Origin of the sequence: Agarilytica rhodophyticola (assembly GCF_002157225.2) — a bacterium.
In the GTDB taxonomy this organism is placed as follows: domain Bacteria; phylum Pseudomonadota; class Gammaproteobacteria; order Pseudomonadales; family Cellvibrionaceae; genus Agarilytica; species Agarilytica rhodophyticola.
In genome coordinates, this window is sequence record NZ_CP020038.1 from 5295354 (window position 1) to 5319034 (window position 23681).

Here is a 23681-nt window from a genome sequence, read left to right on the forward strand (position 1 = left end):
TTATTTTCTCCAGCTATCGACCCGGCTAACAGGCCCTAGGCGCATTTAGTATTATCCAAAATTTGATGTTTAATATTGTGTTTATCTAGTTCAGCTCTAGAAAGGCTTAGCTCATTCACCTGCTTTGCAATATTAACAACATCGCCGATAATTATTAGCGAAGGAGAAACCATTGCATGCTCAATAACAAGAGAATTTAAGTTTTCCAAAGACCCCATTATTTGTCTTTGCTCTTTCCGGCAACCATTTTCAATAATGGCGATCGGCATTGTTGGAGACATACCTGCATCAAGTAATTTGTTTTCAATCACAGTGGCATTCGTTAAGCCCATGTAGAAAACAAGTGTGTGATTGAGCTTTGCAAGTGCTTGCCAATCAAGATCCAGAGTCTTCTCGCCATGCCCAGTAATGAACGTACAACCTTGAGCCAAACCACGATGGGTGAGAGGAATTGTGCTCGAGGCTGAACAACCTGATGCTGCTGTAATTCCTGGAATAATTTCTACCTCGACACCTTCATTTACCAGAGAGAGTAGCTCCTCTCCCCCACGGCCAAACACAAAAGGATCTCCGCCCTTCAATCGCACAATGTTATGGCCAGCCAAAGCTTTTTTTACCAGTAAGCTATTGAGATCCTTCTGAGCAATACTATGGTGTCCTTTGCGCTTTCCAACGTAAAACAATGGTATAGACTTGGGTAGCAATGCCTTGATCTCATCACTTACTAACTGATCAAATAAAATAAGGTCAGCTTGTTCAATTACTCGCATTGCTTTTAATGTCATCAGTTCTGGGTCGCCAGGACCTGCGCCAACTAGCCATACTTTACCTGACCCAGGTTGTACCGTGCCCGGGGAACCCGGCTGGTTCCTATAATTGGACATTTCTTACACCACCTTTAGTAACACAGACATTATTTATCTATCTGTGTTAGCAATAAAAATGCCACAGAACTGAAAGTGCCAAAAAATCTGGTTTTTATTTTAAAATCAATGTGTTAGAAACATAAACTAATATAGCGCCAGGATTCAGACTAAAGAAAAGCCACAACAACTCGCACCAATAAAAATCATTTTCGGTCAATATAAGTGCATTATTTTTGGAGATTGTTGTCTAAACCCAGCAGTGGCTATTATTTAAAAAGTGGTAGCGCACCAAAATAAAACATGCGCAAACTGGTTAGAGTATTAAACACACGAAAGGTAGTGACAATGAAATTAATGAACAGCAAAAGAGCACGATATGAAATGTAACGTGACAATTTGAACTGAAATTCGAGATTTGTTAACCAATGTTAATAGCCTTTCTTGCCATAGTAATGAATAATTGCACTCTATGACTTCTGCAAACTTATCTGATAACTTCGGCCGCCTAATCGAATATCTACGATTATCCATTACAGATCGATGTGATTTTCGTTGTATCTACTGCATGGCTGAAGAAATGACCTTTCTACCGCGTAAAGAAGTGCTCAGTCACGAAGAGTTAGTACGACTCAGTCAAACCTTCGTAGATTTGGGAGTAAGTAAAATACGTATTACTGGTGGTGAACCACTGATACGCAACGATGCACTCCACCTGCTTCAGCGTCTAGGTGCAATAGAACATTTACAGGAACTCTGCCTAACAACCAATGGCTCACAGCTAACTAAGCTGGCCAAACCTCTAGCACAGGCGGGTGTCAAACGCATTAATGTAAGTTTGGATTCTCTGCGAGCAGATAGATTTAAGCAGCTCACCCGCGTAGGAGATTTGCAGAGGGTTCTTGATGGTATTGAGTGCGCTCTTGATGCCGGCTTTGAAAAAATTAAAATCAATGCAGTATTAATGAAGAACTATAACCTCGATGAAGCCTTACCGCTTGCTAGCTACGCTCTTGAAAGAGGTATGGATATTAGTTTTATCGAGGAAATGCCCCTGGGAGAAATCAGCAGCCACGCGCGAGATGCTGAGTTTATCAGTAGCGAAGATGTGCGCAACCTACTTGCCACAAACTTCCAGCTCAACCCCTCTGAACATTCAACGGGCGGGCCATCGCGCTACTGGGAGGCAGAGGGCTATGCCGGCAAAATAGGATTTATATCACCTCACACTGACAATTTTTGTGCAAGCTGCAACCGCGTTAGAGTCACCGCTTCCGGCAGGCTATTGCTATGCCTTGGCAATGAGCATAGTGTCGACCTCAAACAGGTCATGCGTGCAAATGATGATGATCAAGTATTACGTCAAGCGATTATTGAAGCGATGCAGATAAAGCCAGAGAAACACGAGTTTGATTTAACTCAGGAACCCCAGATACTGCGCTTTATGAATGCAACAGGTGGCTAGGTTAAAATACCGCTACCACATTTAATTCTTTATTTATCGAGTTAGAACTATTATGCCAGAGAAATTTGACGCCTTTGTGCCATTAAATATGTGTGTTTTGACTGTGTCAGATACGCGAACAAACGAGAACGATACTTCAGGGCAAAAACTCGTGGATTGTCTTACCGCAGCGGGCCACAAATTACATGATCGCACCTTGGTAAAAGACGATGTCTACCACATACGCGCAGTAGTGTCTCAGTGGATATACGACGGTGCAGCCCAGGTAGTGTTAATTACTGGAGGCACCGGCTTTGCAGGTAGAGACAGCACTCCAGAAGCCATGCACCCTTTATTGGATAAAGAAGTCACCGGCTTTGGCGAGCTTTTCCGTCAAGTTTCCTATGATGAAATTGGCACATCAACTATTCAGTCCCGCGCCTTTGCAGGCTTTGCTAACAAAACTCTTATATTTTGTCTGCCCGGCTCTACTGGTGCTTGTAGCACCGCTTGGAACAAAATTATAGAAGAACAAGTAAATTCTTTAACACGTCCCTGCAATTTTGTTGGTCAACTGGTGGCTAACAAGTAAAACCTAACCACATTCCCTATGCGTTATCAATATAAAGTGAGAGCCAATGCTTGAAGTCGAGGAAGCGCAACAAAATATTCTAGCTGCAATAGAGTCAATAACGTGCGAGCAGAGCGTCGGTATCGCACAGGCCTGCAATCGTGTTTTAGCACACGATATAGTCGCTAAGGTTAACGTACCCCCAGCGGATAATAGTGCAATGGATGGTTACGCGGTCAATGTTTATGAATTAACTGATGGTCAGTCTGAATTCCCAGTTTCGCAGCGCATACCTGCAGGTGCGGCACCTTCTCCGTTAAAGGCAGGGTCTGCTGCAAGAATTTTCACAGGCAGTGAAATACCTCAAAATGCCAACGCAGTTATTATGCAAGAAAACTGCGAAGCACTGGACAGTGAAAGGGTAAGAATTTTAAAAACACCTAACATAGGAGAAAACATTCGAGCCTGTGGACAAGACATAAAAGCCGAGCACACCATTTTAACCAAAGGGCAGCGCTTAAAACCTCAGCACATAGGTCTAATCGCTTCCATTGGCGAGTCCGAAGTGAGTGTACGTAGAAAAATTAAAGTTGCCTTGTTAAGTACTGGGGATGAATTAGTAGAACCCGGCTCACCTCTTAAACCCGGTCAAATTTATAACTCAAATTTACCCATGCTTGTATCTTTCCTGACCATGATGGGGTGTGAAGTTATTGAAAGGACAATTGTCGAAGATTCCTATGCAAGCACCTGCCAAGCACTAGAAAGCAGCGCAAAGGATGCAGATCTGGTTATTTCTACTGGAGGCGTTTCAGTTGGTGAAGAAGATCATGTTAAGGAAGCTGTGAAGGCACTGGGTGAACTTGCCGTATGGAAGGTAAGAGTAAAACCCGGAAAACCTCTAGCTTTCGGAAAAATTGGCAACACAGCTTTTTTAGGCTTACCTGGTAATCCTGTGTCAGCTTTTGTCACGTTCATATTATTTGCATCCCCTTTGCTTAAAAAACTTCAAGGCGAAAAAGATACTGCCCCTGTAAGTTTTTATTTACCTGTTAATTTTGCGGTAAGTAGAGCACAAACACGTCCGGAGTATATTCGCGTACGTATCAATAATGGCAAAGTTGAGAAATTTACTAACCAAAGTTCTGGTGTACTCACTTCGGTCTGTTGGGCACAAGCTCTGGCCTTGATTCCCTCTCACAAAGAGATGTCGGTTGGAGATTTAGTGCAAGTGTTTCCCCTAGACTCGTTTTACATCTGATAGTATTCACCTGATAAGTATTTACCCAGGCCTACCCAAAAGCATTCTGGTTTTATGGCCACCAATAACACAAGCGAACAATAAACAATGGACACACAAACGAAGACTGAAATCGAAGCAGCCGTATTTCAACGCTTATTACAACATTTGGATAGCAGAAAAGATGCTCAAAATATAGATTTGATGAACTTAGCAGGTTTTTGCCGCAATTGTTTATCGAAATGGTATCGCGCCGCTGCTGAAGAACACGGTGAAGAAATCGATTACGATAGCGCCAGAGAAATTGTTTATGGTATGCCCTATCCCGAGTGGAAGGAAAAGTACCAAACACCTGCAAACGATCAACAAATGAAACAATTTCAGAGTAATACACAACAAAAGGAAGATAAGCATTAAGGAGATAAAATGAAAGTAAGCGCAAGCATTTCTGGCCTTTATGTATATCCAGTTAAATCATTACAGGGGATTTCACTATCGCGTGCAGTGGGCTTAGTATCTGGTATCGAACATGATCGGCAGTGGGCGATTTTTACCGACGATGGCACCCCATTAACTCAACGTAAAAAGCCGAATATGGCTTTGATAAAGCCTAGTATCGAAAATAATGGCTTAACATTATCTGCGCCAGAAATGGGCAGTATATCCGTTGCAACTCCGAAACATGACAAGGAGCCTATCCCAGTAAAAGTGTGGAAAGATCACAGCTTCGGTCAAAGTGCAGCCGATGATGTTAACCAGTGGATCACTGAAGCTTTAAAATCAGATGTTCCTCTACGTTTGCTAAAAGCTCACCAAGGGCATAAAAGGGAGTTTATTAAGCCTGAACGCTTTGCTGTCGACAGTCAATATTTCTCTGATGCCGCGCCCTACCTTATTGCTAACAGTGCATCTTTAGAAGCATTGAATCAAAAACTCCATGAGCAAAACTTAGACGAAGTGGATATGCGAAACTTTCGCGCCAATATAGTTTTATCAGGGTTACCGGCTTTTAGTGAACATCAATATCAGTATCTCACTTCATCGGCACACGATTTCGCATTTAACTTGGTTGATCATTGCCAGCGCTGCATTATGATCACAGTTAACCCTGATACAGGGGAGTATTTGCCCAAGGCTACACCGTTTAGATCTCTAACTGAACTCAATAGTATGCCCGACAACACCAAAGCGCCGGCTTATGGCGTCAATAGTACCTTAGATGGTATATCCTCATGCCAGTTAGAGGTTGGGCAGAAGGTAGAGCTATTAACAAACAAGCCATAAATAGGACGCTTATTCATTGCAGTGGTTTACAATATTATGTAGATAAACAACTCAAGCGCAGCACTACCGTTTATGATTCCCGTATTAAAAAATTTGAACCCTGTTCAAACACATTATTTGAGCTTTCTAGAAGCGCTGAAAGCCTCAGCATTCGCCGGCGACATCTGTCCTGACTACGCCAACCGAACAGTGTCGTCCACAGATAATTCCGTCTACCAAGTATTGCCACAAGGGGTTATTTATCCTGCCAATGAGGATGATCTAGTGCTTTTGTGTCAGCTGGCAGATAAAGAAGAGTATCGTGACATTGTGCTATCTCCTCGTGGTGGCGGCACAGGCACTAATGGACAGTCTTTAACCGATGGCATTGTCGTTGACATATCCAAGCATATGAACACTATTTTGGAGGTTAATGCCGAACAGAAATGGGTGCGAGTACAAGGGGGCGTGGTTAAAGACCAGCTTAACGCTGCTTTAAAAGAATATGGCTTGTTTTTCGCTCCAGAGCTGTCCACCAGCAACCGTGCCACCATAGGCGGGATGATTAATACAGATGCCTCCGGACAGGGCTCTTGCTTGTACGGTAAAACTCGAGATCATGTTATCGAACTAAAAAGTGTCTTGCTAGATGGCTCGGTTATTTCCTCGCAAGCTATTGCCGATAGCGAACTTGAAGCCATCTGTGCGCAACAAGATAAAGTCGGCCTTATTCATCGTTTGGTGGATAATATCTATCGTGAAAATAAAGCCCTTATCGAGGAGGTTTTTCCGCCGCTTAATCGATGTTTAACAGGCTATGATCTAGCCCACATCCGAGATGAAAACGGTCGCTTTAACCTCAATAGCCTTATCTGTGGTAGCGAAGGCACGCTGGGTTTTGTAAGTGAAGCAAAACTAAACCTGTTAACCATTCCTTCCCACGCGGCAATCGTGATTGTCAAATACACGGATTTCGACGCGTCTTTAAGAGACGCAACACAATTAATGCAGGCAGCACCCACATCGATTGAGACAATTGACTCAAAAGTTTTAAATTTGGCCATGCAGGACTTCGTCTGGCACCAAGTAGAAGAGTTTTTTGACGATCAAGACAATGCCGAATTACAAGGCATTAATCTGGTTGAGTATACTGCCCACTCCGAGGAGGAATTAACCCAAGGCATCGAGCGTTTAAAATCTTTGCTCAGTAAAGAAGCAGATAGTAACCCCAAGCGCATGGGTTACTCTATTGCCGTAGGCCGTGACTCAGTCAATAAAATTTGGGGCATGCGTAAACGTGCAGTGGGATTATTGGGCAATGTTGAAGGCGAAGCTCGGCCCATTCCATTTGTTGAAGATACCGCCGTACCACCAGAGCATCTGGCTGATTTTATTTTTGAATTCCGTGAAATACTAGACGCTTATGATCTGCAATATGGTATGTTTGGTCATGTGGACGCAGGAGTCTTACACGTGCGTCCTGCATTGGACATGAAGCAAAATCGCCATGAAGAAATTGCATGGGAAATATCAGATCGCGTAGCTGAACTTACCCGCCAATATCATGGCCTACTATGGGGTGAGCACGGTAAAGGTGTACGCTCGGAATATGCACCGGATTTTTTTGGTGACCTCTACCCACAATTACAACGGATAAAGGCCTGCTTCGATCCGCATAATCAATTAAACCCTGGAAAAATCGCAACCCCATCGCAAGATATAACCTTACTTGGCATTGACCAGGTGCCGACAAGAGGCCAAAGTGATAGAGAAATTCCGGTAAAAATATGGAATGAGTTTAGCGATGCCGTATATTGTAACGGCAATGGAGCCTGTTTTAATTGGAATACTCAAGATGCTATGTGTCCCTCCTGGAAAGCAACTCGTGAGCGTACACAGTCTCCTAAAGGGCGAGCATCTTTACTAAGAGAATGGCTGACCTCAATTAGCAAAACAACTCGTAATAAACAAAAAATAGAAAGTCTCAGCTTTTTAGTAGACGTCAATAATTTACCTGAAAAAATTCAAAGTTGGCGAGCGAAACGGCGAGGAGAATACGATTTTTCTCACGAAGTTTATCAGTCAATGGCAACCTGTTTGGCCTGTAAATCTTGTGCCGGACAATGCCCAATCAAAGTTAATGTGCCAGAGTTTAGGAGTCAATTTCTCGAACTTTATCACACACGCTACTTTCGTCCATTGAAAGACTATTTAGTCGGCGCTTTAGAATATCTCTTACCTTATTGTGCAAAAGTTCCATGGCTGTATAACCCCATTATGAGTTTTGCTGCAACACGCTTTATATTGGATAAAGCCGTTGGCTTTGTCGATGGCCCGATGATAAACGCTAAGATGTTAGCGCCTCTTAAAATTGCAACTAAGGAAGTACTGGCGAACTTATCGGCCGAAGAAAAAGCCACAACTGTTGTTATTGTACAAGATGCGTTTACTTCTTACTTTGAAAGCTCACTGGTGTTTGATACATGCAAGCTATTAGAAAAACTCGGTTTTAAACCACTACTCGCCCCTTACTTACCCAATGGCAAGCCGCTGCATGTGCACGGATTTCTCAGAGCCTTCACTAAAGCAGCTAAAAAAAATAGCCAACAGCTTAACGATATCGCCGCTCTCGGTGTTGCCATGGTGGGTATCGATCCATCGATGACGCTAACATACCAAGGCGAGTATAAAAAGTATGTGGGAAGTCATGAAGCACCGTCCGTTCATTTACTACAGGATTGGATAATAAAACAAATCCCCAAGGCATCAATCCCACACACCACAGCACGTAGTTTTAAACTTTTGCCTCACTGCACTGAAAGTAGTAACGCAGCTGCATCCGTTAAGAATTGGCAAAAAGTCTTTAACGCTTTTGGTCACTCCTTAGAAATCTTAAATGTTGGATGCTGTGGTATGTCTGGAACCTTCGGCCATGAAAGTAAGAATAAGGAAACGTCACAAAAACTCTATAAAATGAGTTGGCAGAAGCCTGTCAAGCAATACTATGAATCCGACGAGTTAATTGCCACTGGATTTTCCTGTCGCAGCCAAGTAAAAAGGGAAGAGGCTAAGCACCTCTTACACCCTGTACAAGCGTTACTTAAATCGATAGATTAATTTTATGCCAGTGTTGAAGCCATCGACTATGTCATCGCCTTGGGGAGAATCAAAGGCAAGGTCTTGAAAGTATTTAACATCAACAGCAAGGCCTAAGCGATTATCGAAAATTTCATACCTTAGATTAAAGCCGCCATAATAACCATTGGCAGCTTTGCGCCAATCATACTGAGCCGCTCCGGCATAGAGTTCATAACTGATATTTCTCCCCATATTCCTCAAATAATTGAGCGGGCGAAAACCGATAAGGCGGCCACTGCCAGGCAGGTCGTCTCGACCAATGGGTCCGATGTACTCAACCACCCCACCCCAGGCAGACTTTTCGTTTGACTGTCGGTAAGCACCTATAGCAATGTTAATAGCATTACTATTGTCTTCAAATGCAGGTCCTCGCTTTTGCGTAATATCTAAAGCCATGCGGCTCACACCCACCGACGCTTCGTAAAATGTCTCCGCTCTTACCACGGAAATAATACACATCAGACATAGCAAAAAAATGAATCTAGTTTTATTTAACATACCACGGTTCTTCATTCCTGCTTACCACTCCAACGACAACTTAAATTGTGCAAAATCTTCTCCAAAATTATCTTTTCCTGTATAAGCGCCGAAAGTTAGTACATGAGTACCTACAGGAATTGAGTAATCTACTTCCAATTCCCAACCTTGCTGATACTCAAAATTAGCCGTATCTTCATGGTCGGAAACTCGCACCAGCGCAGAAATAATATGATCAAAGGAAGTTTGCCACTGAGTTTTAATAAAATGACTATTACCTTCAGTTGTTTCGCCTGCAAGAGCTCCCAAACGCTGTCCTTGTAGTGCCCAGTTGCCTAGCACAAATCCATCATTGGCATAGCCTTCGCGATAAACATTATTGACATACCATGCATCCTGCCAGTCGGAGTATTCGTACACGAGACTTAAGTTTTCTGAAAAAAAGTAAGGGAAGTTCAGGCCTACGGTAAGCGCAGTATTACCCAGTTGATAGCTTTTATTATTGGAAGTATCTTCACCCGCAATTTCTACTGCAAAGGAAAAGGGAAGACGTCCATCAAAGTTAATTTTACTGGAAAGCGCAGCAATTTGATTACCAGACTCTGAATCAACTGAGGCATCATTATCTGCTGCGCGCGGATCAAAAAATGCTTTAACCACAGTGGTCGCATCCAAAGGTCTTTCACCACCGGCAAACTGGAGAATTCGAGTGGCACTAAAAGACCACCATGGTGTCGGTTGAAAGCCTAAATGAAAGCCTGCAATTAAAGGTTTATCCGTATCACTAAACTCATTGTTAAATAACACCGGCTGGCGAGACATTTCAGCGAGAAAGATTTGGTAATTCCAGCGAATATCAAAAAACTCAATGGGTAAATTATTACTCAGTGATATTGAAGGCATACTCTCAGCGTGTGTGCTAAGCAATTGAGAAGTACTCTGGAAAGGAGACAACCAATAATCTTTATAACCAATATCTAATTGCGCCCAATCAACACCTATAGAAATTATACTGCCAGCAGGCTGATAATTATTTTGATCATTATCCGATCCACTATATCCTGTAATGTGGGTGCCACCATAAATAGCAAACCAGTCTGCCACCTGCCACTGCCCTCTTAAACTAATATTCGCCAGGGAATCCGTATCGTTACCGCGCTCATTTGGCAGTGGATGTACTTGATCAGAATAACGTAGTTCTGCTTTGGCATGAGTTAATGAAAAACGATGGGTATAAGGCTTTAACGAATTGTTTAAACGATGGTACAAATGAGGGTGGCTTTCCCTAACACGCTCAAGATAATGAAAAATTGTGGCTAAGCTATAAGGGCGTGTTAGATTAGGAATTCCGGCAACGACAGCTAAGCGCTCTACTTCATTTTCAATAAGAGGGGAAAGCTTTTCCGATAAATAAGGGGAAACACCACTACTGTAAGCTTCATGTGAAAATGAACAAAAAAGTAATGCAATCCAGCAACTTGTACGCTTCCAATAAAATGACATAAGATTTTTGTAAAGATATGTAGAACAATAGAGTTTAATAATACCTAGTATACTAACTTTGTTTTGAAGTTGCAGTAACCTATTCTCAGGATAGTGAGGTATTGATACATATTCAGGCATTATCGCAGAGTTGACATTAGTGTAGATGTAGACTGCCACTGTGTTACAAATGCGAACAAGCTAACACTGAACATTTTGATACACTTATATGACGCCAAAGGTCACAGTTACCCAAACAAAACATGGTGCACACAACATTAGTTCGCTATGATACAGGCTTTTTATGCAGGGCCAGGGTATTTAGTTAAGTAAGTCATTAATTTCCAGCATGATGAAACGCTATTTTGACCTAGGCGCATTCGCAGTACATCTCTTTGGGTGTAAGTTAATCAAGATTGCAGAAGTTAGTGAATTCTTATGGTGTTAAAAATCCTCTTTGTTCCCGTATCTTCGCCTAAGGGAATTGGTGAATATATGAGATCTATGTGTTTAGCAGAGGAAATAAAACAGCGCCATCCTGATGCAGATATACGCTTTATACTTAACGAACAAACTGAATACCACAAAACCTGTCCGTTCCCCGTAAAGCTAACGCCTCGCTCGCCTACATTGCATACAAAACTTGTCAACCAGTACATCTCTGAATTCAATCCACAACTGGTCTTATTCGATGCCTCAGGGCGGGTTGGTCAACTGCGTCACTGTAAGAAACTGGGAATCAAAACTATTTTCATATGCCCACGTGGAAAAAAGCTCTCAAAGGGCCTAGCTCTGCGGCGGCTACAATATACGGATAGAATCTGGCTTGTGCAGCCGCAATTTGCGCTACAGAAACTTAGTATATGGGCAAAATTTAAACTCAACATATTAAATAGAGAGCCGCCACTAGCTGTCGGCCCTATATTTGCCAAACCTGATAAGCAACTCGCTGCACAACTGCACAAAAAGTATCAGGTGACCTCAAATAAGTACATTGTTGTTAGTTCAGGTAGCGGTGGGCACTATGTCAACAATCGTCTAGTGACTGACATCTTCGCAGATGCAGCGATTAACATCGCGAAACAGTGTGATCTGAAAGTTATTGTTGTTTATGGTTTAAACGCCAGCGCAGAACATCGCAATGACCCTGCAATTATAGAGATTCCTCACCTTGACCCTACCGAATTCAATTCTTTACTGCAACAAGCCCATGCCGCATTGCTCGCTGGCGGCAGCTCGCTACTGCAGTCACTCACCTATCATTTAAAGGTGGTGGCGGCACCAATAACAGAAGAACAGCAGGGCCGTGTTTCCTTGTGCGCATCCCTAAATTTGTTGGCACAAAGCGATATGGATGCCTCTTCAATGGCAGAAAAAATGCTGACAATTATCGCTCAGGATCACAATTTTTCATCACAACATGTTGAGAACGGCTTAAATAAAGCCATCGATGATCTCGATGCACTCATACAAGCCCAATAGTATACTTAGTGTTTTCCGATGAGCTTGCTACGTATTGCGATTATTATTGATACCTTAAATGGCGGTGGCGCTGAGAAAGTATGCTTGACGCTGGCCAAAGCAATACAGAATGAAGGCGCTTTTGTTCAACTCATTGTTTTAAAAAATAAACGTGACTACGCATTACCTGAGGACATTAATGTTCACTTTTTATCTGAACAAAGCGATCTAAAACTATACAAAACCAAAATTCAGCAAGCACTGGCCAACTCACTACAATGCTACATTGATGGTGTTGGCAGTTTCGATTTATATCTTTCAAACCTGGATGATTGCCATCAAATTGTCAGTATTCTGAACCCTCCGAATACCTATTATGTTATTCATAACTCTATAGAACAAACACTCAAACGTTTAATTAAACTAGGGCCCTTCAAATATTTTAGAAAAAAGAAGGCACTCGGATGCCTGCATGGAAAAAATCTTATTACAGTGTCAAAGGGGCTTGAAGAAGAGCTTCGTACAAGTCGACGCATTCAGGCTAATTCACTGCAGACAATATACAACCCTCTTGATTTAGCAGAAATCCAAACACTTGCTCTAGCACCTGACAGCGATATTCCTGAACAACCTTACATCATTCATATTGGCCGCTTTGCTAAGCAAAAACGCCATGATGTATTGTTCAAAACATTACAAACCTGGCAATCTCCGCCATGCACTTTACTATTAACGAAACCGAGTAATAAACTTGAGCGAGTAGTAAAGCGCTACCAAGTTAGCCAATATATTCGCGTTTTGGGCTTTAAACAAAACCCTTATGCCCTTATTCGCAATGCAAAGGCCCTAGTTTTATGTTCAGACTTTGAAGGTTTTGGCGTTGTGCTCGCCGAAGCACTTGCATGCCAAACACCTGTAGTCAGTACCGACTGCCCACATGGACCAAGTGAATTATTAAGCGGTTCGCTAAGTAAATATCTGGTACCATGTAATTCACCCGAAGCGCTAAAAATGGCACTAATAAAAGCAATGGATAATCCTGAAGAATTTGAAAATGCTACTGTACTACCAAAGCTTGATATGCAAAATATAGCCAAGCAATACCTTGCTCTAGTTTAACCACGATTAACGCTTGCTATCTTTTTCTTCTTTCTCAAGGTATTCCAACTCATACAACTTAGCCTCTTTTAAGAAGGCATACATCGCTTCAATATAAGCTTGGATAAAGCCCCGAGTACCTGATAGAAAAAGCTTACGTAATAAGAAGCACTTCAAAAAAATAAGAGGAAAAACTAGCAACAACTTAAGACGCGAAGCGCGTTTACCTTTTTTAAACTTGTCCTGCGCACCAAGTGATGAATACTTATTTTGCTTATCCATTAAGGTTGCAGCATCGCAGTAGCCATAATGAATAATATGATTTTTAATTTTAAGAACGCGCCCGCGACTAATCACATTTTCATGCACAGTTTTATCTGTTGGGTAACTGGCCTTAGATTTTTTAAAAACACGAATAATTGAGCGCTTGCGGGATAAATGATGCATCGGCGCCGACATAAAAACATCTTCAAAAGGCAGGCGAATCAGGTCACATTGATCATTTTCAACTAAGCCCTGTATCTCCGCCAAAGCACCTGCAGTGACAACTTCATCACCATCTAGATTAAAACACCACTCGTTACGACATTGCTCAAGGGCGAAGGCCTTCTGCTTGGCAAATCCCATCCATTCTTGATGAATGACCTTTGCACCAAGCCGCTGACATATATCTACCGTACCATCTGAAGAGCCCGAATCAACAACAACAATCTCGTCCACGCCGGCAACACTGCGAATTGCCGCCTCGATTGTCTGAGCTTCATTTAAGGTTACGAAAAATACACTAATCTTCACTTTTGCCAAGCGTGCCTCTCTTTGTTAGCCTACAGGTAGCAGTTCGATCAAGCTGCTTAGGCTCCTAGGGCGTTATAGCTCAATATTTAAACAAAACTAACTTCTTAGAAATACGGAGCATCACTTAATATTGCTATGATACAGAATATTGTTTCTCATGGCTTGCTATTCAATTCAAAACTCAATGTAAAAAGCGCGCCTTCAATTACTTTGCATCGGAATCCTTATTTTGTAGAGCCACCAACGCAGCGTATTTATGGAATGCATACTGACCAAGGATAACGGCCATAAGAAATCCTCTCCAACCATCTAAAAACCCTAACCTAAGGATGTATTGCTGCAAGAAATCCAGAAAAAAACGTATTACGGCCATTTTTATCGAGCTGCGCTTGCCAGCATCAAATTTTTGCTGTGCTAACAAACAAGCATACTTCAGGTGCTTTTCTTGCACATGTTGGTAACTTCGCCAACTAAAGTGCAATAGAGGTGCTTTCAAAGTCAAAGCCACTTCATTTGGAATCAGTAAGGTCTCGTGCACCTGCCGATCTTTAAAAGCCACACCTTCACGTTTAAATAACTTCCCCTGAGGGGATGAATAACGACCAAAACGCAAAGCCTTACCAAAAAGAAAGGTTCGCCAAGGAATTTGTATTAGATTTGCATTGAGATGAGGTTGAGACAAAGTTTTATCAATTTCGTCACGTAACTCTTCGGTCATACGCTCATCAGCATCGATATTAAGAACCCAATCGTAACGACATTTAGCCAAAGCTCGATTTCTCTGTGGGCCAAAGCCTGGCCAATCTGTTTGATAAACCTCTTGTGTATACCGTTGCGCAATCTCTACTGTGCCATCGGTACTTCCCGAGTCCAAGATAATAAGCTGGTCGACCCAGCCTGCAAGGCTTTGCAGACAGGGTTCTATCCTATCAGCCTCGTTACAAACGATAATAAAGCAAGATAATTTTTGTCTTTCCATTACTTATCTCAGTAGCTAACAACACAATTGCAAAAGGGCCATTTTTTTGGAACAGGCATCATAGGAATCACTCAAAAGGGATAAAAGGTTTCACTTTGTCCCAAACGACTTCAGGCTCTAACCTCGATTTACTGCCAACAACACAAAATAGCCCCGGGCATTTATTTGAAAAGCTTTTAGCGACATCCCAATTTTCAAATGGATGGGAGTCGTGAATGAGCATGAGCTGTGGAACATCAGCTGAACCTGCAGTCACATGATATTGATCTAGCAACTGTAACTTCATTGCACATAAATAATAGAGCGAATACTCGGTCCACTTGGATTTAAGAAAACGGCTAATAGTCCAGTTAGATGGGTTTTTTGGCTTGTGTAATGCACATATTTTATCCACCCATGAACCATATTTCTTATCACTCAGTTCCTCAGCCAACTTGTTACATAAGTCCTTGGCAAGAATTGCAGGTGTTACGGTCATACCATACTCAACATTTCCCACATCCGCATCCATCTTAAGAATCCTGGCAGAAGACTTCCACCATTTAGGGTGCTGAGAACGGTACTCATACTGTAACAAGGCACGCCCGTCGATAATAAGATTGTCTATACTGATGGGCTTCAAACATATAACATCGGCATCAAAGGTAATGAAAAACTCTTCTTTAATCCGCCTCGCTGCTGCGATCTTTACCAGCTGTTGTTTACGCCACCCCCGCAATTCTCGATGATTGACTAACTCAGGAATTAGTTCTTCTTCTGAAATAACCTCTATTCCTAAATGAGACCATTTTTCACAGCGCTGCCTAACAATTTGCACCTCGTCCGAAGGCGTCACAACTAAAAATGTGCCAAATAAGCCAGGAGCGGAGAAAGCAGTTAGGGAGCGAAAAAGTATCTCAACACGCCCTAAATCGTCTATATCATAGCTACCTCGGATGCATAGAGGTAAAACAGCTCCGAGTTTATTAATTTTTGTCATAGTTAGTCAGTCAAAGAGTATAAATAATGGGGAAGTGAAGCATCCCTGGATCAAACTTGTCAACAGATAAGAGGATACCTAGAAAGTAGCTCAACAAATCGGCAACATTAGACTGATATAGTTCCAGAAAGATAGCTTATAATGAATCCTCCTCGTTACCGATTAAGTTTAGGTAATGAGGGAAGATGGTATCTTGCGAAAACCTTTGAATATAGTCGTCAAAAGAGCTTTTAGGAGCAGGATTTGCCAGTACTTCATTAACCTTATTGGCAAATGCTTGAGCATCATTGCATGGTACTAAGTTGTTAGATAAAGCACCGCTAAGAATTTCAGCTGGTCCTGAAGGGCAGTCGGTACTGACCACTTCGGTATGACAGATTAAGGATTCAATGATGGACATAGGTAAGCCTTCATAATCTGAGCAGAGCACCAATAATCGAGCTTTTTTAATCCATGGATACGGGTTTTTCTGATAATCAGCAACGATAACCCTATCACTCAAACCTGCATTACGAATCATAGCGTCTAGCTCTAAACTAGAACGCGTCAAAAGTACCAATTTATAGCGAGAATCAATATGTTTAAATGCTTCGAAGAGCAGATCTTGACGTTTCTGAAAAATATCAAGCCTTGCGATATGAATAATATAAGGCTCCGGAGGTATCTTGTTTTGCTCTTCACATGCAGCATTCTGAATCCTATCAATATCAAACATATTATGAATAACTGTCGCGGTGCGCGCTTTAAAACCAGTCAGAGATAAAAGAAAGTCTGAAGCACCTTTAGACACAAATATAAGATTTTTATTATTGAAGTACGCTTTTAGCTTCTTTTTGAATCGATCACCTTTTCGACGAGAAATTTCATAGTTTTTACGCATCTGGCTACTAAAGTCGAAATGAACCCAGTAATATACTTTGTCAGGGAAATAGCGTTCAACAAAGGCATTAGATGTAACGTAGTTTGATAAGATTAAGTCATAGCCGGCAACCTTTACATCCAATTGTCGGATTAATCGCAATAAGGCGTATTTTCTTAAAAACTTACTTCCACTCTTTCCCATAAACTTATCATGCAAATGGTGAACCTTAACACCGTCAGGTAGCATTAGGTGCTCTCCTTGGTCTTGCGTCTCAGCTACTGTCTGCTTCTCTATAATTAACTCGATAGAGTGACCATTTTTTTCAAAAACCCTCAACACATTTAACAATGATGTTTCGGAGCCGCCGTCTCCTAGACTAGGGAGGATAAAGAGAACCTTTTTGCTATCATCATAGCTAGAAGCCATATGTTTGACCCATATAAACCAGACAAGAATATTTAACTATTATACATAATAATAAGTAACCTAGATGAACCAACTAGATCGAAGATATTATATCAAACAAATTTATTATTGTGGGCACCCCACAAAAGATCAAAAAACAAACAACCCCATATTGGCGTGTTTACATACAGGAAAAGCAAGATTAACTAAGACAACAAACGAAACTACCCCTTTAATGATAATGAGTAAAATTCTGTGATGAGGCTTTATATAATAGATAAGCATTGAAGGCACTTTAAAATTAGCAATAGACTATTTTAATCATCATAAAAAATAGCCAACACTAGACTTATAAACCCTTATGTTTTTACCTATATACAATAAAGATAACTCTCAGAAACTCCACATAATATTCCACACTTAAAAATAATACAAAACCTTGTCTGGATCGTATTTACTAGTGAAATTCGGCCAAAACATATCGCAAATAAAAATAGTCTTTGGGGTACTACGGAAATTAATATATGAGTGCAGGTACTTACTTTAATCACAGATTTAAATTAGATGTTCCAATAAAAAGTCAGCGATTACTTTTTTAGATATTCATTTTTAGTTAGAAAAACACCGTTAATCCCTACAAAAGCATAGAAACTCAAGGCTCTCCCTCTATAATAACCTCACATTCATTTCACCAAATTAAATCATTAAAGATCTATTTAAAAAGGTAATCACCAGAAACCCTGATACATTTAGATACATTTAAACCTTAAAAATTATAGGCTTTGAGACATATTTCATAATTAAGAATGACTTTAGTTGTTTGAATTATATTTTCTTTATAAGATATTTTTTTATATAGAAAATATTCCGATGAAGATATTTATTATAAATCTCGCAGAATCTAAAGAGCGCAAAGACTTTCTTACTCAACAACTCTCCCCCTTTAGTTTAGATTACGCTTTTTTTGAGGCTATTGACGGTCGCAAAAGCAAGCATTATTTGTTTGACCACTATCAAATCAGCAGAAAAAGTTCCTCTTTAGATTTGCAGCTATCAGGAGGTGAGCTCGGATGCTGGGCATCTCACTATCTATTGTGGGAAACTTGCGTAAACACACAAGAAACAATAGTAGTTTTAGAAGATGACATTACGATTGATAATAATTTTCCTAAAGCATTACATGCAGCAAAACAGTTAATTGATAAGTATCATTATATTCGCCTTTCATGTGTCTGGGATAATAGAAATCAAAAAATAGATAACTATGGTAATCACACATTAATTCGCTATTTTAAACCGCCTTCAGGTACACAAGCGTATATGATATCACCTAGAGCTGCACAAAACTTTATAAATCATGCAAAAACTTGGCACTGTGCTGTTGATAATTTTATGGATAGTTATTGGATTCATAAAACCGAATGTTACGCACTAAAGCCTTTTTCAATCCATTTAACTGATTTACCAAGCGACATAAATAGAAATATCCATAAGCCAAAGCTTTCTTTGTTACAAAAAACTGGGAAGGAATATGCAAGGGCACTAAATAAGGCTGCTCAATTCAATCATAATATTAAATATAATTTGAAGCGAATTATAAATACAAAACAATTTTAAAAATATCTAGTCAGGTAATCGATAAGGCCCATCTAAAAACCCACTTTGATAAATTGCCTTATTGTTAGCTTCGCGAGATAAATCATAAGTGTGATCAATAACAGAGCCGGCAACCTGATCGACAATCGCACCAATAAGGGCTCCAGCCAAACCATTTTGGCCATTGTCACTACTATGCTCTGCGCGCGCGCGACCACTCCATAACAGAGCGCCACTACGGGTATCAATCAAGCGAAGATCCGCATGCACAACCGCTGCAGATGATAGCACTTGATACTTTTGTCCCCAGTCGTCGATCACAATATACAAAGCTGCATCAGCACCAATATTTTCTCGAATTTTATCAAGGGGAATATTATTCATCTCGGCAGGACCAGGCAATCCATTTTCTTTCATAAACAAATCGATTACTGCTACAGGAAAGACATAATAGCCTTTTTCAGCAAGGGGCTTGGAAATAGTCGACAAAAATGTATAGCTTGCATTAACTTCGATTGAGTTATTAAGAGGGGGAATCACCACAATAGAGCGAGGCCTAGACTCTAAAAAGGCACTATTATCATGGTAGGTAGAAGCCGATTCACAACCAGCAAAAATAATACTAACTATTAATAAAATATATAATTTGCAGTATCGATAAGTCATCTCACATCATCCTAATGTCTTTTGTCATTTACTGTTATAGCTATTCTGCGAACGCAGAATCATACCATCCACTAACACAGCCGCTTCAGGAAATAGAGTTTTCTCTTCGATAAAAGCCTCTTGAGCCTTGGCTAGATTTCCATTTGCCGCGTACATCACACCTAAATGGGCGAAAACACCTGGAGGTACTTTTTTACCATAGGCTTCTGCCTTCTGAATATCTACAATAAGACGTTCAATTTGAACCTCTGGTGTGGCTTCTCCAGGTTCGTTATACATTTTATATAGTAAGCCTTCATAGTTGCCCCAATGATAGAGCGTATCTGTGGAAGTACATCCATTTAATAAGATAGCAGCTAATAACAAGAAACTAGTGTATTTAAAAGAAGAAAACTGCATTGTTATCAATATCCTTATTCAGTGACTTGCCATACTCCGTTTTCAATATCTCTTACCATAGCGTTTACTGTATTTGTTATTGCAAAATTAAGCACCTTACCATTAAGAGTAGCGTCATAGCCCGCATCACTTCCAAAACCTAATACTTCACGGTTACTAAGGGCATACTCACCAGCACCTTGTACTGAGTAAATAATTTCAGAACTCACGACATCAACGATATTTAAAGAGACTTTAGCATACGCTGTTTGCTTTTTGCCTGATCCTAAAATACCGAAAAGTTGTTTATCCCCGGTTTGCTTACGGCCGAACTCTGTGACAGCACCCGTTACGGTATAACGCGCGCCTTTAAGTTTTTGTTGTATACCAGCAAGCTCAGCTTCTTCAGCAATACCTTCCATGTTTTCACGATCAACCAGCTTAAACCGATTAGTTTGCTGTAAATGGGTTTTTAAAATAGTTTTCGCTTGATTGCCCAAACGATCAATATTGGAAGAGAACAGTCCTTGCAAGTAATTTGAACGATTTTCAAATTTTCCAACAACTAAAGTATGCTTTTTACCAGAATAAGATGTCCCATAACTTTGTACTTTTTCCGATACTACCTCTCTATGAGATTCTGTAGTAGAACATCCACCCAAAATAATAATTAAAGGTAGACATATAAAACTTAAAGTTCGTTTAAGGGATAGCATCTGAGTCCGCTCCATTGGTTAACAACAATCTGGTATTGAGGGCATGTTGCCCACTGCATTTAAATATAAAAGCAGCATCTGAGAAATTATTTATTAATCCACAGAAAGCTGCTTTTACATAAATTTAGCAACTATGATAGATGATCAACATTAACCGAGGCTGAACCAAAGAAAAATATTGGGATTTATTAAGTGATGGAGGCTTTCATACACTTGGGATTGTCTATACTATTTTAAACAGTATATGTAGGGTTTAAACGGTATATGTAGGGTAACACCACTTAATGATGTTACCCTTAGCATTTCATGTATACGACTATTCTATACTTTTAATAACCCCCTCAACCATCTTCTTGGCATCGCCGAATAGCATCATAGTGTTGTCTCTAAAAAACAACTCGTTTTGCACACCCGCGTAACCTGCTGCCATGCCCCGCTTAACAAATAGTACGGTCTTAGCATTAGCGACTTCTAAGATGGGCATTCCAAAAATCGGACTGCTGGGGTCAGTCTTAGCTGCTGGGTTGGTCACGTCGTTAGCACCTATAACAAATGCTACATCGGCTGTTTGAAATTCATTGTTAATATCTTCTAACTCAAAAACATCGTCGTAGGAGACATTCGCTTCCGCTAGCAGTACATTCATATGCCCCGGCATCCTGCCTGCCACGGGATGAATCGCATAAGTTACCTTTACTCCAGCATCTTTCAAGGCATTCGCCATCTCACTAAGGGCGTGCTGCGCTTGAGCGACCGCCATGCCATAACCGGGCACAATAATAACGGAACCTGCGTTTTTCATAATGAATGCGGCATCTTCCGCACTTCCCTGTTTGACCGCACGATCGGCAACTGCAGCAGAACTTCCACCGGCTTCGGCTTCAGCACCAAAACCACCAAGGATAACGCTGAAAAACGAGCGGTTCATTGCCTTACACATAATATAAGACAGGATTGCACCTGATGAGCCCACTAATGCACCGGTGACAATTAACGCATTATTATGCAGAGTAAAACCGATGCCTGCGGCGGCCCAACCGGAATAGGAATTAAGCATGGATACCACTACCGGCATGTCCGCACCGCCAATGGGAATAATAATCAATACTCCCAGCAAGAATGACAACGCAACCAGGGCAATGAACATCCATGGTGCTTCATTGATACAAAATAGAATAATCAAAACGACGATAGATAGTCCCAAGATTGCATTTAACAAGTGCTGTCCTTTAAAAACCACAGGAGCACCAGAGACCAGACCCTGCAGTTTCGTAAACGCAATCACTGAACCAGAGAATGTCATGGCACCAATCGCTGCACCTAATGACATTTCGACTTTACTGGCAACAAAAATCTGACCGCTGTCAGATAACAAATGAAAAGCACCTGGATTACTATAAGCCGCTCCAGCAACCAGCACCGCCGCTAGCCCCACTAAACTATGGAAGGCTGCCACTAACTGCGGCATAGCTGTCATAGCGATTTTGGATGCTATCCCTACACCTATAACCGCACCAATGGCTAAAGCGACAAAAATCCAAGCATAAGAGGTAATTTCGGGACTCATTATGGTCGTAATAACAGCCAAAGCCATGCCGATAATGCCAAGGGTATTGCCAAGTCGCGAAGATTCGGGTGACGATAAGCCTCGCAATGCGAGAATAAATAGGACAGCAGAGGCAAGATAGGCAAGTGCCGTCAAATCAGTATGTAATTGCATATAAAGCCCCTTATTTTTTCTTTTTATACATGGCTAGCATGCGCTGTGTGACAGCAAAGCCGCCAAAGATATTGACGGCAGCCAGCATAATGGCAACAAAGCCAAGGGCCTTTGAAATACTCCATCCTTGAGGACCGGCTGCGATAATAGCACCGACAATAATCACACTGGATATGGCATTAGTTACGGCCATTAGAGGTGTATGTAAAGCGGGTGTCACGCTCCAGACGACATAGTAGCCGATGAACACGGCAAGAATAAAAATTGACAGTTGAGACACAAATTCTGATGGCATCGTCTCTCTCCTATTGGTTTTCAATAAATGTTGGGTGGATAACAGCACCATCACGAGTGAGTGCAGAAGCCGCGATAATTTCATCATCCCAGGGAATATCTATCCTCAGCGAATCGTTATCTTGCTTGGCGAGCAACGACAAGTAGTTAAATACATTCTTGGCGTATAAAGCGCTGGCATCAGAAGAAAGACGGCTTGGAACGTTCATGTGACCAACAATAGAAACACCGTTAACATCAACCACTTTGCCCGGCTGGGAAAACTCACAGTTCCCCCCCTGCTCAACAGCAAGATCCACAATAACGGAACCAGGACGCATGCTTTTTACCATCTCTTCAGTAACCAGAACAGGCGCTTTACGACCAGGAATTAACGCCGTGCAAATAACAATATCTTGTTTTTTTAGCGTTTCGGCCACAAGCTCTGCTTGCTTACGCTTAAAGTCGTCACTCATTTCCTTCGCGTAGCCTCCGGCGGTTTCAGCGTCTTTGGTTTCTTCCGATTCCACCATTACAAATTTACCACCGAGACTTTCTACTTGCTCCTTGGCTGCTGGCCTAACATCAGTGGCGGAAACAATAGCTCCCAAGCGTTTTGCTGTAGCAATGGCCTGTAATCCTGCAACACCTGCACCGAGCACCATGACTCTTGCCGGCGCAACCGTGCCGGCAGCGGTCATCATCATCGGCATGGCCCTATCGTATTCGTAGGCAGCATCAAGTATCGCGCGGTAGCCGGCAAGATTACTTTGAGAACTAAGCACATCCATACTTTGGGCACGTGTGATGCGGGGTACAAATTCCAATGACATCGCAACAATTTTGGCATCAGCATAAGCTGCGAGGGATTGAGGGGCATTAAAAGGCGACAGAACCGAAATTAAAATGGTGTTTTCTTCATAGAATGACAGTTCATCAAAAGCCTCTTCACCCTCTATGTCTTCGCCTTTTAATATAGGCCTTTGTACCTTTAAAATGATGTCTGCACTTTTATATAACTTAGCCAGATCAGCTTCGAGACTTGCTCCCGCTTGCTCGTACATGGCGTCGGTATAACGACTTTGCAGTCCAGCTCCAGTTTCCACCATTACCTGAAAACCCATCGCAGTATACTTTTTGCAAGTTTCAGGTGTCGCGGCAACACGCTTCTCATATGAGCGGCGCTCTCTGGGTATGACTATTTTCACTATCCCCCCCTATTTTAATACGCGTAGCTAGGCGTAAGCAGGTACACTCTTTTAATTTGCCCAAACG

22 protein-coding genes are annotated in these 23681 nt (G+C 41.5%); 9 read left to right on the forward strand and 13 right to left on the reverse strand.

Annotated elements, in window-relative coordinates:
* Window positions 1–35: 35 nt before the first annotated feature.
* Window positions 36–884 (reverse strand): uroporphyrinogen-III C-methyltransferase, encoded by an 849-nt coding sequence (cobA, locus tag BVC89_RS22045; protein ID WP_086933274.1) that lies wholly within the window; start codon window positions 882–884, stop codon window positions 36–38.
* A 451-nt stretch (window positions 885–1335) separates the two neighbouring features.
* Here cobA and moaA point away from each other — a divergent pair, with 451 nt between their 5' ends.
* The 6 genes from moaA (at window position 1336) to ydiJ (ending at window position 8498) form a co-directional block, all read left to right on the forward strand.
* Window positions 1336–2328 (forward strand): GTP 3',8-cyclase MoaA, encoded by a 993-nt coding sequence (gene moaA, locus BVC89_RS22050; protein WP_086933275.1) that lies wholly within the window; start codon window positions 1336–1338, stop codon window positions 2326–2328.
* 52 nt (window positions 2329–2380) lie between these two features.
* On the forward strand, window positions 2381–2899 hold the full coding sequence (gene moaB / locus BVC89_RS22055; protein WP_086933276.1) for a molybdenum cofactor biosynthesis protein B: 519 nt from the start codon (window positions 2381–2383) through the stop codon (window positions 2897–2899).
* A 46-nt stretch (window positions 2900–2945) separates the two neighbouring features.
* Window positions 2946–4139: a molybdopterin molybdotransferase MoeA gene (locus BVC89_RS22060; protein WP_086933277.1), complete on the forward strand. Its 1194-nt coding sequence runs from the start codon at window positions 2946–2948 to the stop codon at window positions 4137–4139.
* An 87-nt stretch (window positions 4140–4226) separates the two neighbouring features.
* A complete protein-coding gene (locus BVC89_RS22065) occupies window positions 4227–4535 on the forward strand; it encodes a DUF1244 domain-containing protein (RefSeq protein WP_086933278.1) in 309 nt (102 codons plus the stop codon).
* A 9-nt stretch (window positions 4536–4544) separates the two neighbouring features.
* Window positions 4545–5402, forward strand: coding sequence for an MOSC domain-containing protein (locus BVC89_RS22070; protein ID WP_086933279.1), 858 nt, complete (start codon window positions 4545–4547; stop codon window positions 5400–5402).
* 72 nt (window positions 5403–5474) lie between these two features.
* The gene (ydiJ, locus tag BVC89_RS22075) at window positions 5475–8498 is read left to right on the forward strand and encodes a D-2-hydroxyglutarate dehydrogenase YdiJ (protein ID WP_086933280.1); all 3024 of its coding nucleotides are present in this window, start codon (window positions 5475–5477) and stop codon (window positions 8496–8498) included.
* Here the strand turns inward: ydiJ and BVC89_RS22080 are convergent.
* Both BVC89_RS22080 and BVC89_RS22085 read right to left on the reverse strand, forming a co-directional pair.
* The gene (locus tag BVC89_RS22080) at window positions 8478–9017 is read right to left on the reverse strand and encodes a hypothetical protein (protein ID WP_158658069.1); all 540 of its coding nucleotides are present in this window, start codon (window positions 9015–9017) and stop codon (window positions 8478–8480) included. The two genes, ydiJ and BVC89_RS22080, sit on opposite strands and share 21 nt — an antisense overlap.
* 21 nt (window positions 9018–9038) lie before the next feature.
* Window positions 9039–10499: a capsule assembly Wzi family protein gene (locus BVC89_RS22085; protein ID WP_158658070.1), complete on the reverse strand. Its 1461-nt coding sequence runs from the start codon at window positions 10497–10499 to the stop codon at window positions 9039–9041.
* Between the two features lie 417 nt (window positions 10500–10916).
* On the opposite strand from BVC89_RS22085, the gene BVC89_RS22090 reads away from it, so the two are divergent.
* Together BVC89_RS22090 and BVC89_RS22095 are read left to right on the forward strand one after the other, a co-directional pair.
* Window positions 10917–11960, forward strand: coding sequence for a glycosyltransferase family 9 protein (locus BVC89_RS22090; RefSeq protein WP_103654298.1), 1044 nt, complete (start codon window positions 10917–10919; stop codon window positions 11958–11960).
* 18 nt (window positions 11961–11978) lie between these two features.
* The gene (locus BVC89_RS22095; RefSeq protein ID WP_086933284.1) at window positions 11979–13058 is read left to right on the forward strand and encodes a glycosyltransferase; all 1080 of its coding nucleotides are present in this window, start codon (window positions 11979–11981) and stop codon (window positions 13056–13058) included.
* 6 nt (window positions 13059–13064) lie between these two features.
* Here BVC89_RS22095 and BVC89_RS22100 read toward each other — a convergent pair whose 3' ends face one another.
* The 4 genes from BVC89_RS22100 to BVC89_RS22115 form a co-directional block, all read right to left on the reverse strand.
* Window positions 13065–13832 carry a glycosyltransferase family 2 protein gene (locus tag BVC89_RS22100; RefSeq protein WP_216825023.1) on the reverse strand — a complete coding sequence of 256 codons (768 nt, stop codon included), beginning with the start codon at window positions 13830–13832 and terminating at the stop codon, window positions 13065–13067.
* A 205-nt stretch (window positions 13833–14037) separates the two neighbouring features.
* Entirely contained in the window at window positions 14038–14811 is a 774-nt protein-coding gene (locus BVC89_RS22105) for a glycosyltransferase family 2 protein (RefSeq protein ID WP_086933286.1), read from the reverse strand.
* 67 nt (window positions 14812–14878) lie between these two features.
* Complete coding sequence (locus BVC89_RS22110; protein WP_086933287.1) at window positions 14879–15790, reverse strand: DUF6492 family protein; 912 nt, start codon at window positions 15788–15790, stop codon at window positions 14879–14881.
* 136 nt (window positions 15791–15926) lie between these two features.
* A complete protein-coding gene (locus BVC89_RS22115) occupies window positions 15927–17078 on the reverse strand; it encodes a glycosyltransferase (protein ID WP_086933288.1) in 1152 nt (383 codons plus the stop codon).
* Between the two features lie 849 nt (window positions 17079–17927).
* Here BVC89_RS22115 and BVC89_RS22120 point away from each other — a divergent pair.
* Window positions 17928–18674 carry a glycosyltransferase family 25 protein gene (locus tag BVC89_RS22120; protein ID WP_086933289.1) on the forward strand — a complete coding sequence of 249 codons (747 nt, stop codon included), beginning with the start codon at window positions 17928–17930 and terminating at the stop codon, window positions 18672–18674.
* Between the two features lie 6 nt (window positions 18675–18680).
* Here the strand turns inward: BVC89_RS22120 and BVC89_RS22125 are convergent, their stop codons facing one another.
* The 6 genes from BVC89_RS22125 to BVC89_RS22150 form a co-directional block, all read right to left on the reverse strand.
* The gene (locus tag BVC89_RS22125) at window positions 18681–19319 is read right to left on the reverse strand and encodes a DUF799 domain-containing protein (protein WP_086933290.1); all 639 of its coding nucleotides are present in this window, start codon (window positions 19317–19319) and stop codon (window positions 18681–18683) included.
* A gap of 24 nt (window positions 19320–19343) precedes the next feature.
* The gene (locus BVC89_RS22130) at window positions 19344–19718 is read right to left on the reverse strand and encodes a DUF4810 domain-containing protein (protein WP_086933291.1); all 375 of its coding nucleotides are present in this window, start codon (window positions 19716–19718) and stop codon (window positions 19344–19346) included.
* Between the two features lie 14 nt (window positions 19719–19732).
* Window positions 19733–20413, reverse strand: a complete 681-nt coding sequence (locus BVC89_RS22135) for a CsgG/HfaB family protein (protein WP_086933292.1) — start codon at window positions 20411–20413, stop codon at window positions 19733–19735.
* Window positions 20414–20729: 316 nt separating this feature from the next.
* Window positions 20730–22133, reverse strand: coding sequence for an NAD(P)(+) transhydrogenase (Re/Si-specific) subunit beta (locus BVC89_RS22140; protein ID WP_086933293.1), 1404 nt, complete (start codon window positions 22131–22133; stop codon window positions 20730–20732).
* A 10-nt stretch (window positions 22134–22143) separates the two neighbouring features.
* Window positions 22144–22428, reverse strand: coding sequence for a proton-translocating transhydrogenase family protein (locus BVC89_RS22145; RefSeq protein ID WP_086933294.1), 285 nt, complete (start codon window positions 22426–22428; stop codon window positions 22144–22146).
* 10 nt (window positions 22429–22438) lie between these two features.
* Window positions 22439–23614: a Re/Si-specific NAD(P)(+) transhydrogenase subunit alpha gene (locus BVC89_RS22150; RefSeq protein ID WP_086933295.1), complete on the reverse strand. Its 1176-nt coding sequence runs from the start codon at window positions 23612–23614 to the stop codon at window positions 22439–22441.
* Between the last annotated feature and the right edge of the window lie 67 nt (window positions 23615–23681).

Coding starts and splice junctions, on each gene's coding strand:
- BVC89_RS22125 (WP_086933290.1), bottom strand. CDS start 19,319: ATGACTTATCGATACTGCAAATTATATATTTTATTAATAGTTAGTATT.
- BVC89_RS22095 (WP_086933284.1), top strand. CDS start 11,979: ATGAGCTTGCTACGTATTGCGATTATTATTGATACCTTAAATGGCGGT.
- BVC89_RS22070 (WP_086933279.1), top strand. CDS start 4,545: ATGAAAGTAAGCGCAAGCATTTCTGGCCTTTATGTATATCCAGTTAAA.
- BVC89_RS22065 (WP_086933278.1), top strand. CDS start 4,227: ATGGACACACAAACGAAGACTGAAATCGAAGCAGCCGTATTTCAACGC.
- BVC89_RS22105 (WP_086933286.1), bottom strand. CDS start 14,811: ATGGAAAGACAAAAATTATCTTGCTTTATTATCGTTTGTAACGAGGCT.
- BVC89_RS22140 (WP_086933293.1), bottom strand. CDS start 22,133: ATGCAATTACATACTGATTTGACGGCACTTGCCTATCTTGCCTCTGCT.
- BVC89_RS22090 (WP_103654298.1), top strand. CDS start 10,917: ATGGTGTTAAAAATCCTCTTTGTTCCCGTATCTTCGCCTAAGGGAATT.
- BVC89_RS22080 (WP_158658069.1), bottom strand. CDS start 9,017: ATGTTAAATAAAACTAGATTCATTTTTTTGCTATGTCTGATGTGTATT.
- ydiJ (WP_086933280.1), top strand. CDS start 5,475: ATGATTCCCGTATTAAAAAATTTGAACCCTGTTCAAACACATTATTTG.
- moaB (WP_086933276.1), top strand. CDS start 2,381: ATGCCAGAGAAATTTGACGCCTTTGTGCCATTAAATATGTGTGTTTTG.
- BVC89_RS22130 (WP_086933291.1), bottom strand. CDS start 19,718: ATGCAGTTTTCTTCTTTTAAATACACTAGTTTCTTGTTATTAGCTGCT.
- BVC89_RS22120 (WP_086933289.1), top strand. CDS start 17,928: ATGAAGATATTTATTATAAATCTCGCAGAATCTAAAGAGCGCAAAGAC.
- BVC89_RS22115 (WP_086933288.1), bottom strand. CDS start 17,078: ATGGCTTCTAGCTATGATGATAGCAAAAAGGTTCTCTTTATCCTCCCT.
- cobA (WP_086933274.1), bottom strand. CDS start 884: ATGTCCAATTATAGGAACCAGCCGGGTTCCCCGGGCACGGTACAACCT.
- moaA (WP_086933275.1), top strand. CDS start 1,336: ATGACTTCTGCAAACTTATCTGATAACTTCGGCCGCCTAATCGAATAT.
- BVC89_RS22085 (WP_158658070.1), bottom strand. CDS start 10,499: ATGTCATTTTATTGGAAGCGTACAAGTTGCTGGATTGCATTACTTTTT.
- BVC89_RS22110 (WP_086933287.1), bottom strand. CDS start 15,790: ATGACAAAAATTAATAAACTCGGAGCTGTTTTACCTCTATGCATCCGA.
- BVC89_RS22145 (WP_086933294.1), bottom strand. CDS start 22,428: ATGCCATCAGAATTTGTGTCTCAACTGTCAATTTTTATTCTTGCCGTG.
- BVC89_RS22060 (WP_086933277.1), top strand. CDS start 2,946: ATGCTTGAAGTCGAGGAAGCGCAACAAAATATTCTAGCTGCAATAGAG.
- BVC89_RS22135 (WP_086933292.1), bottom strand. CDS start 20,413: ATGCTATCCCTTAAACGAACTTTAAGTTTTATATGTCTACCTTTAATT.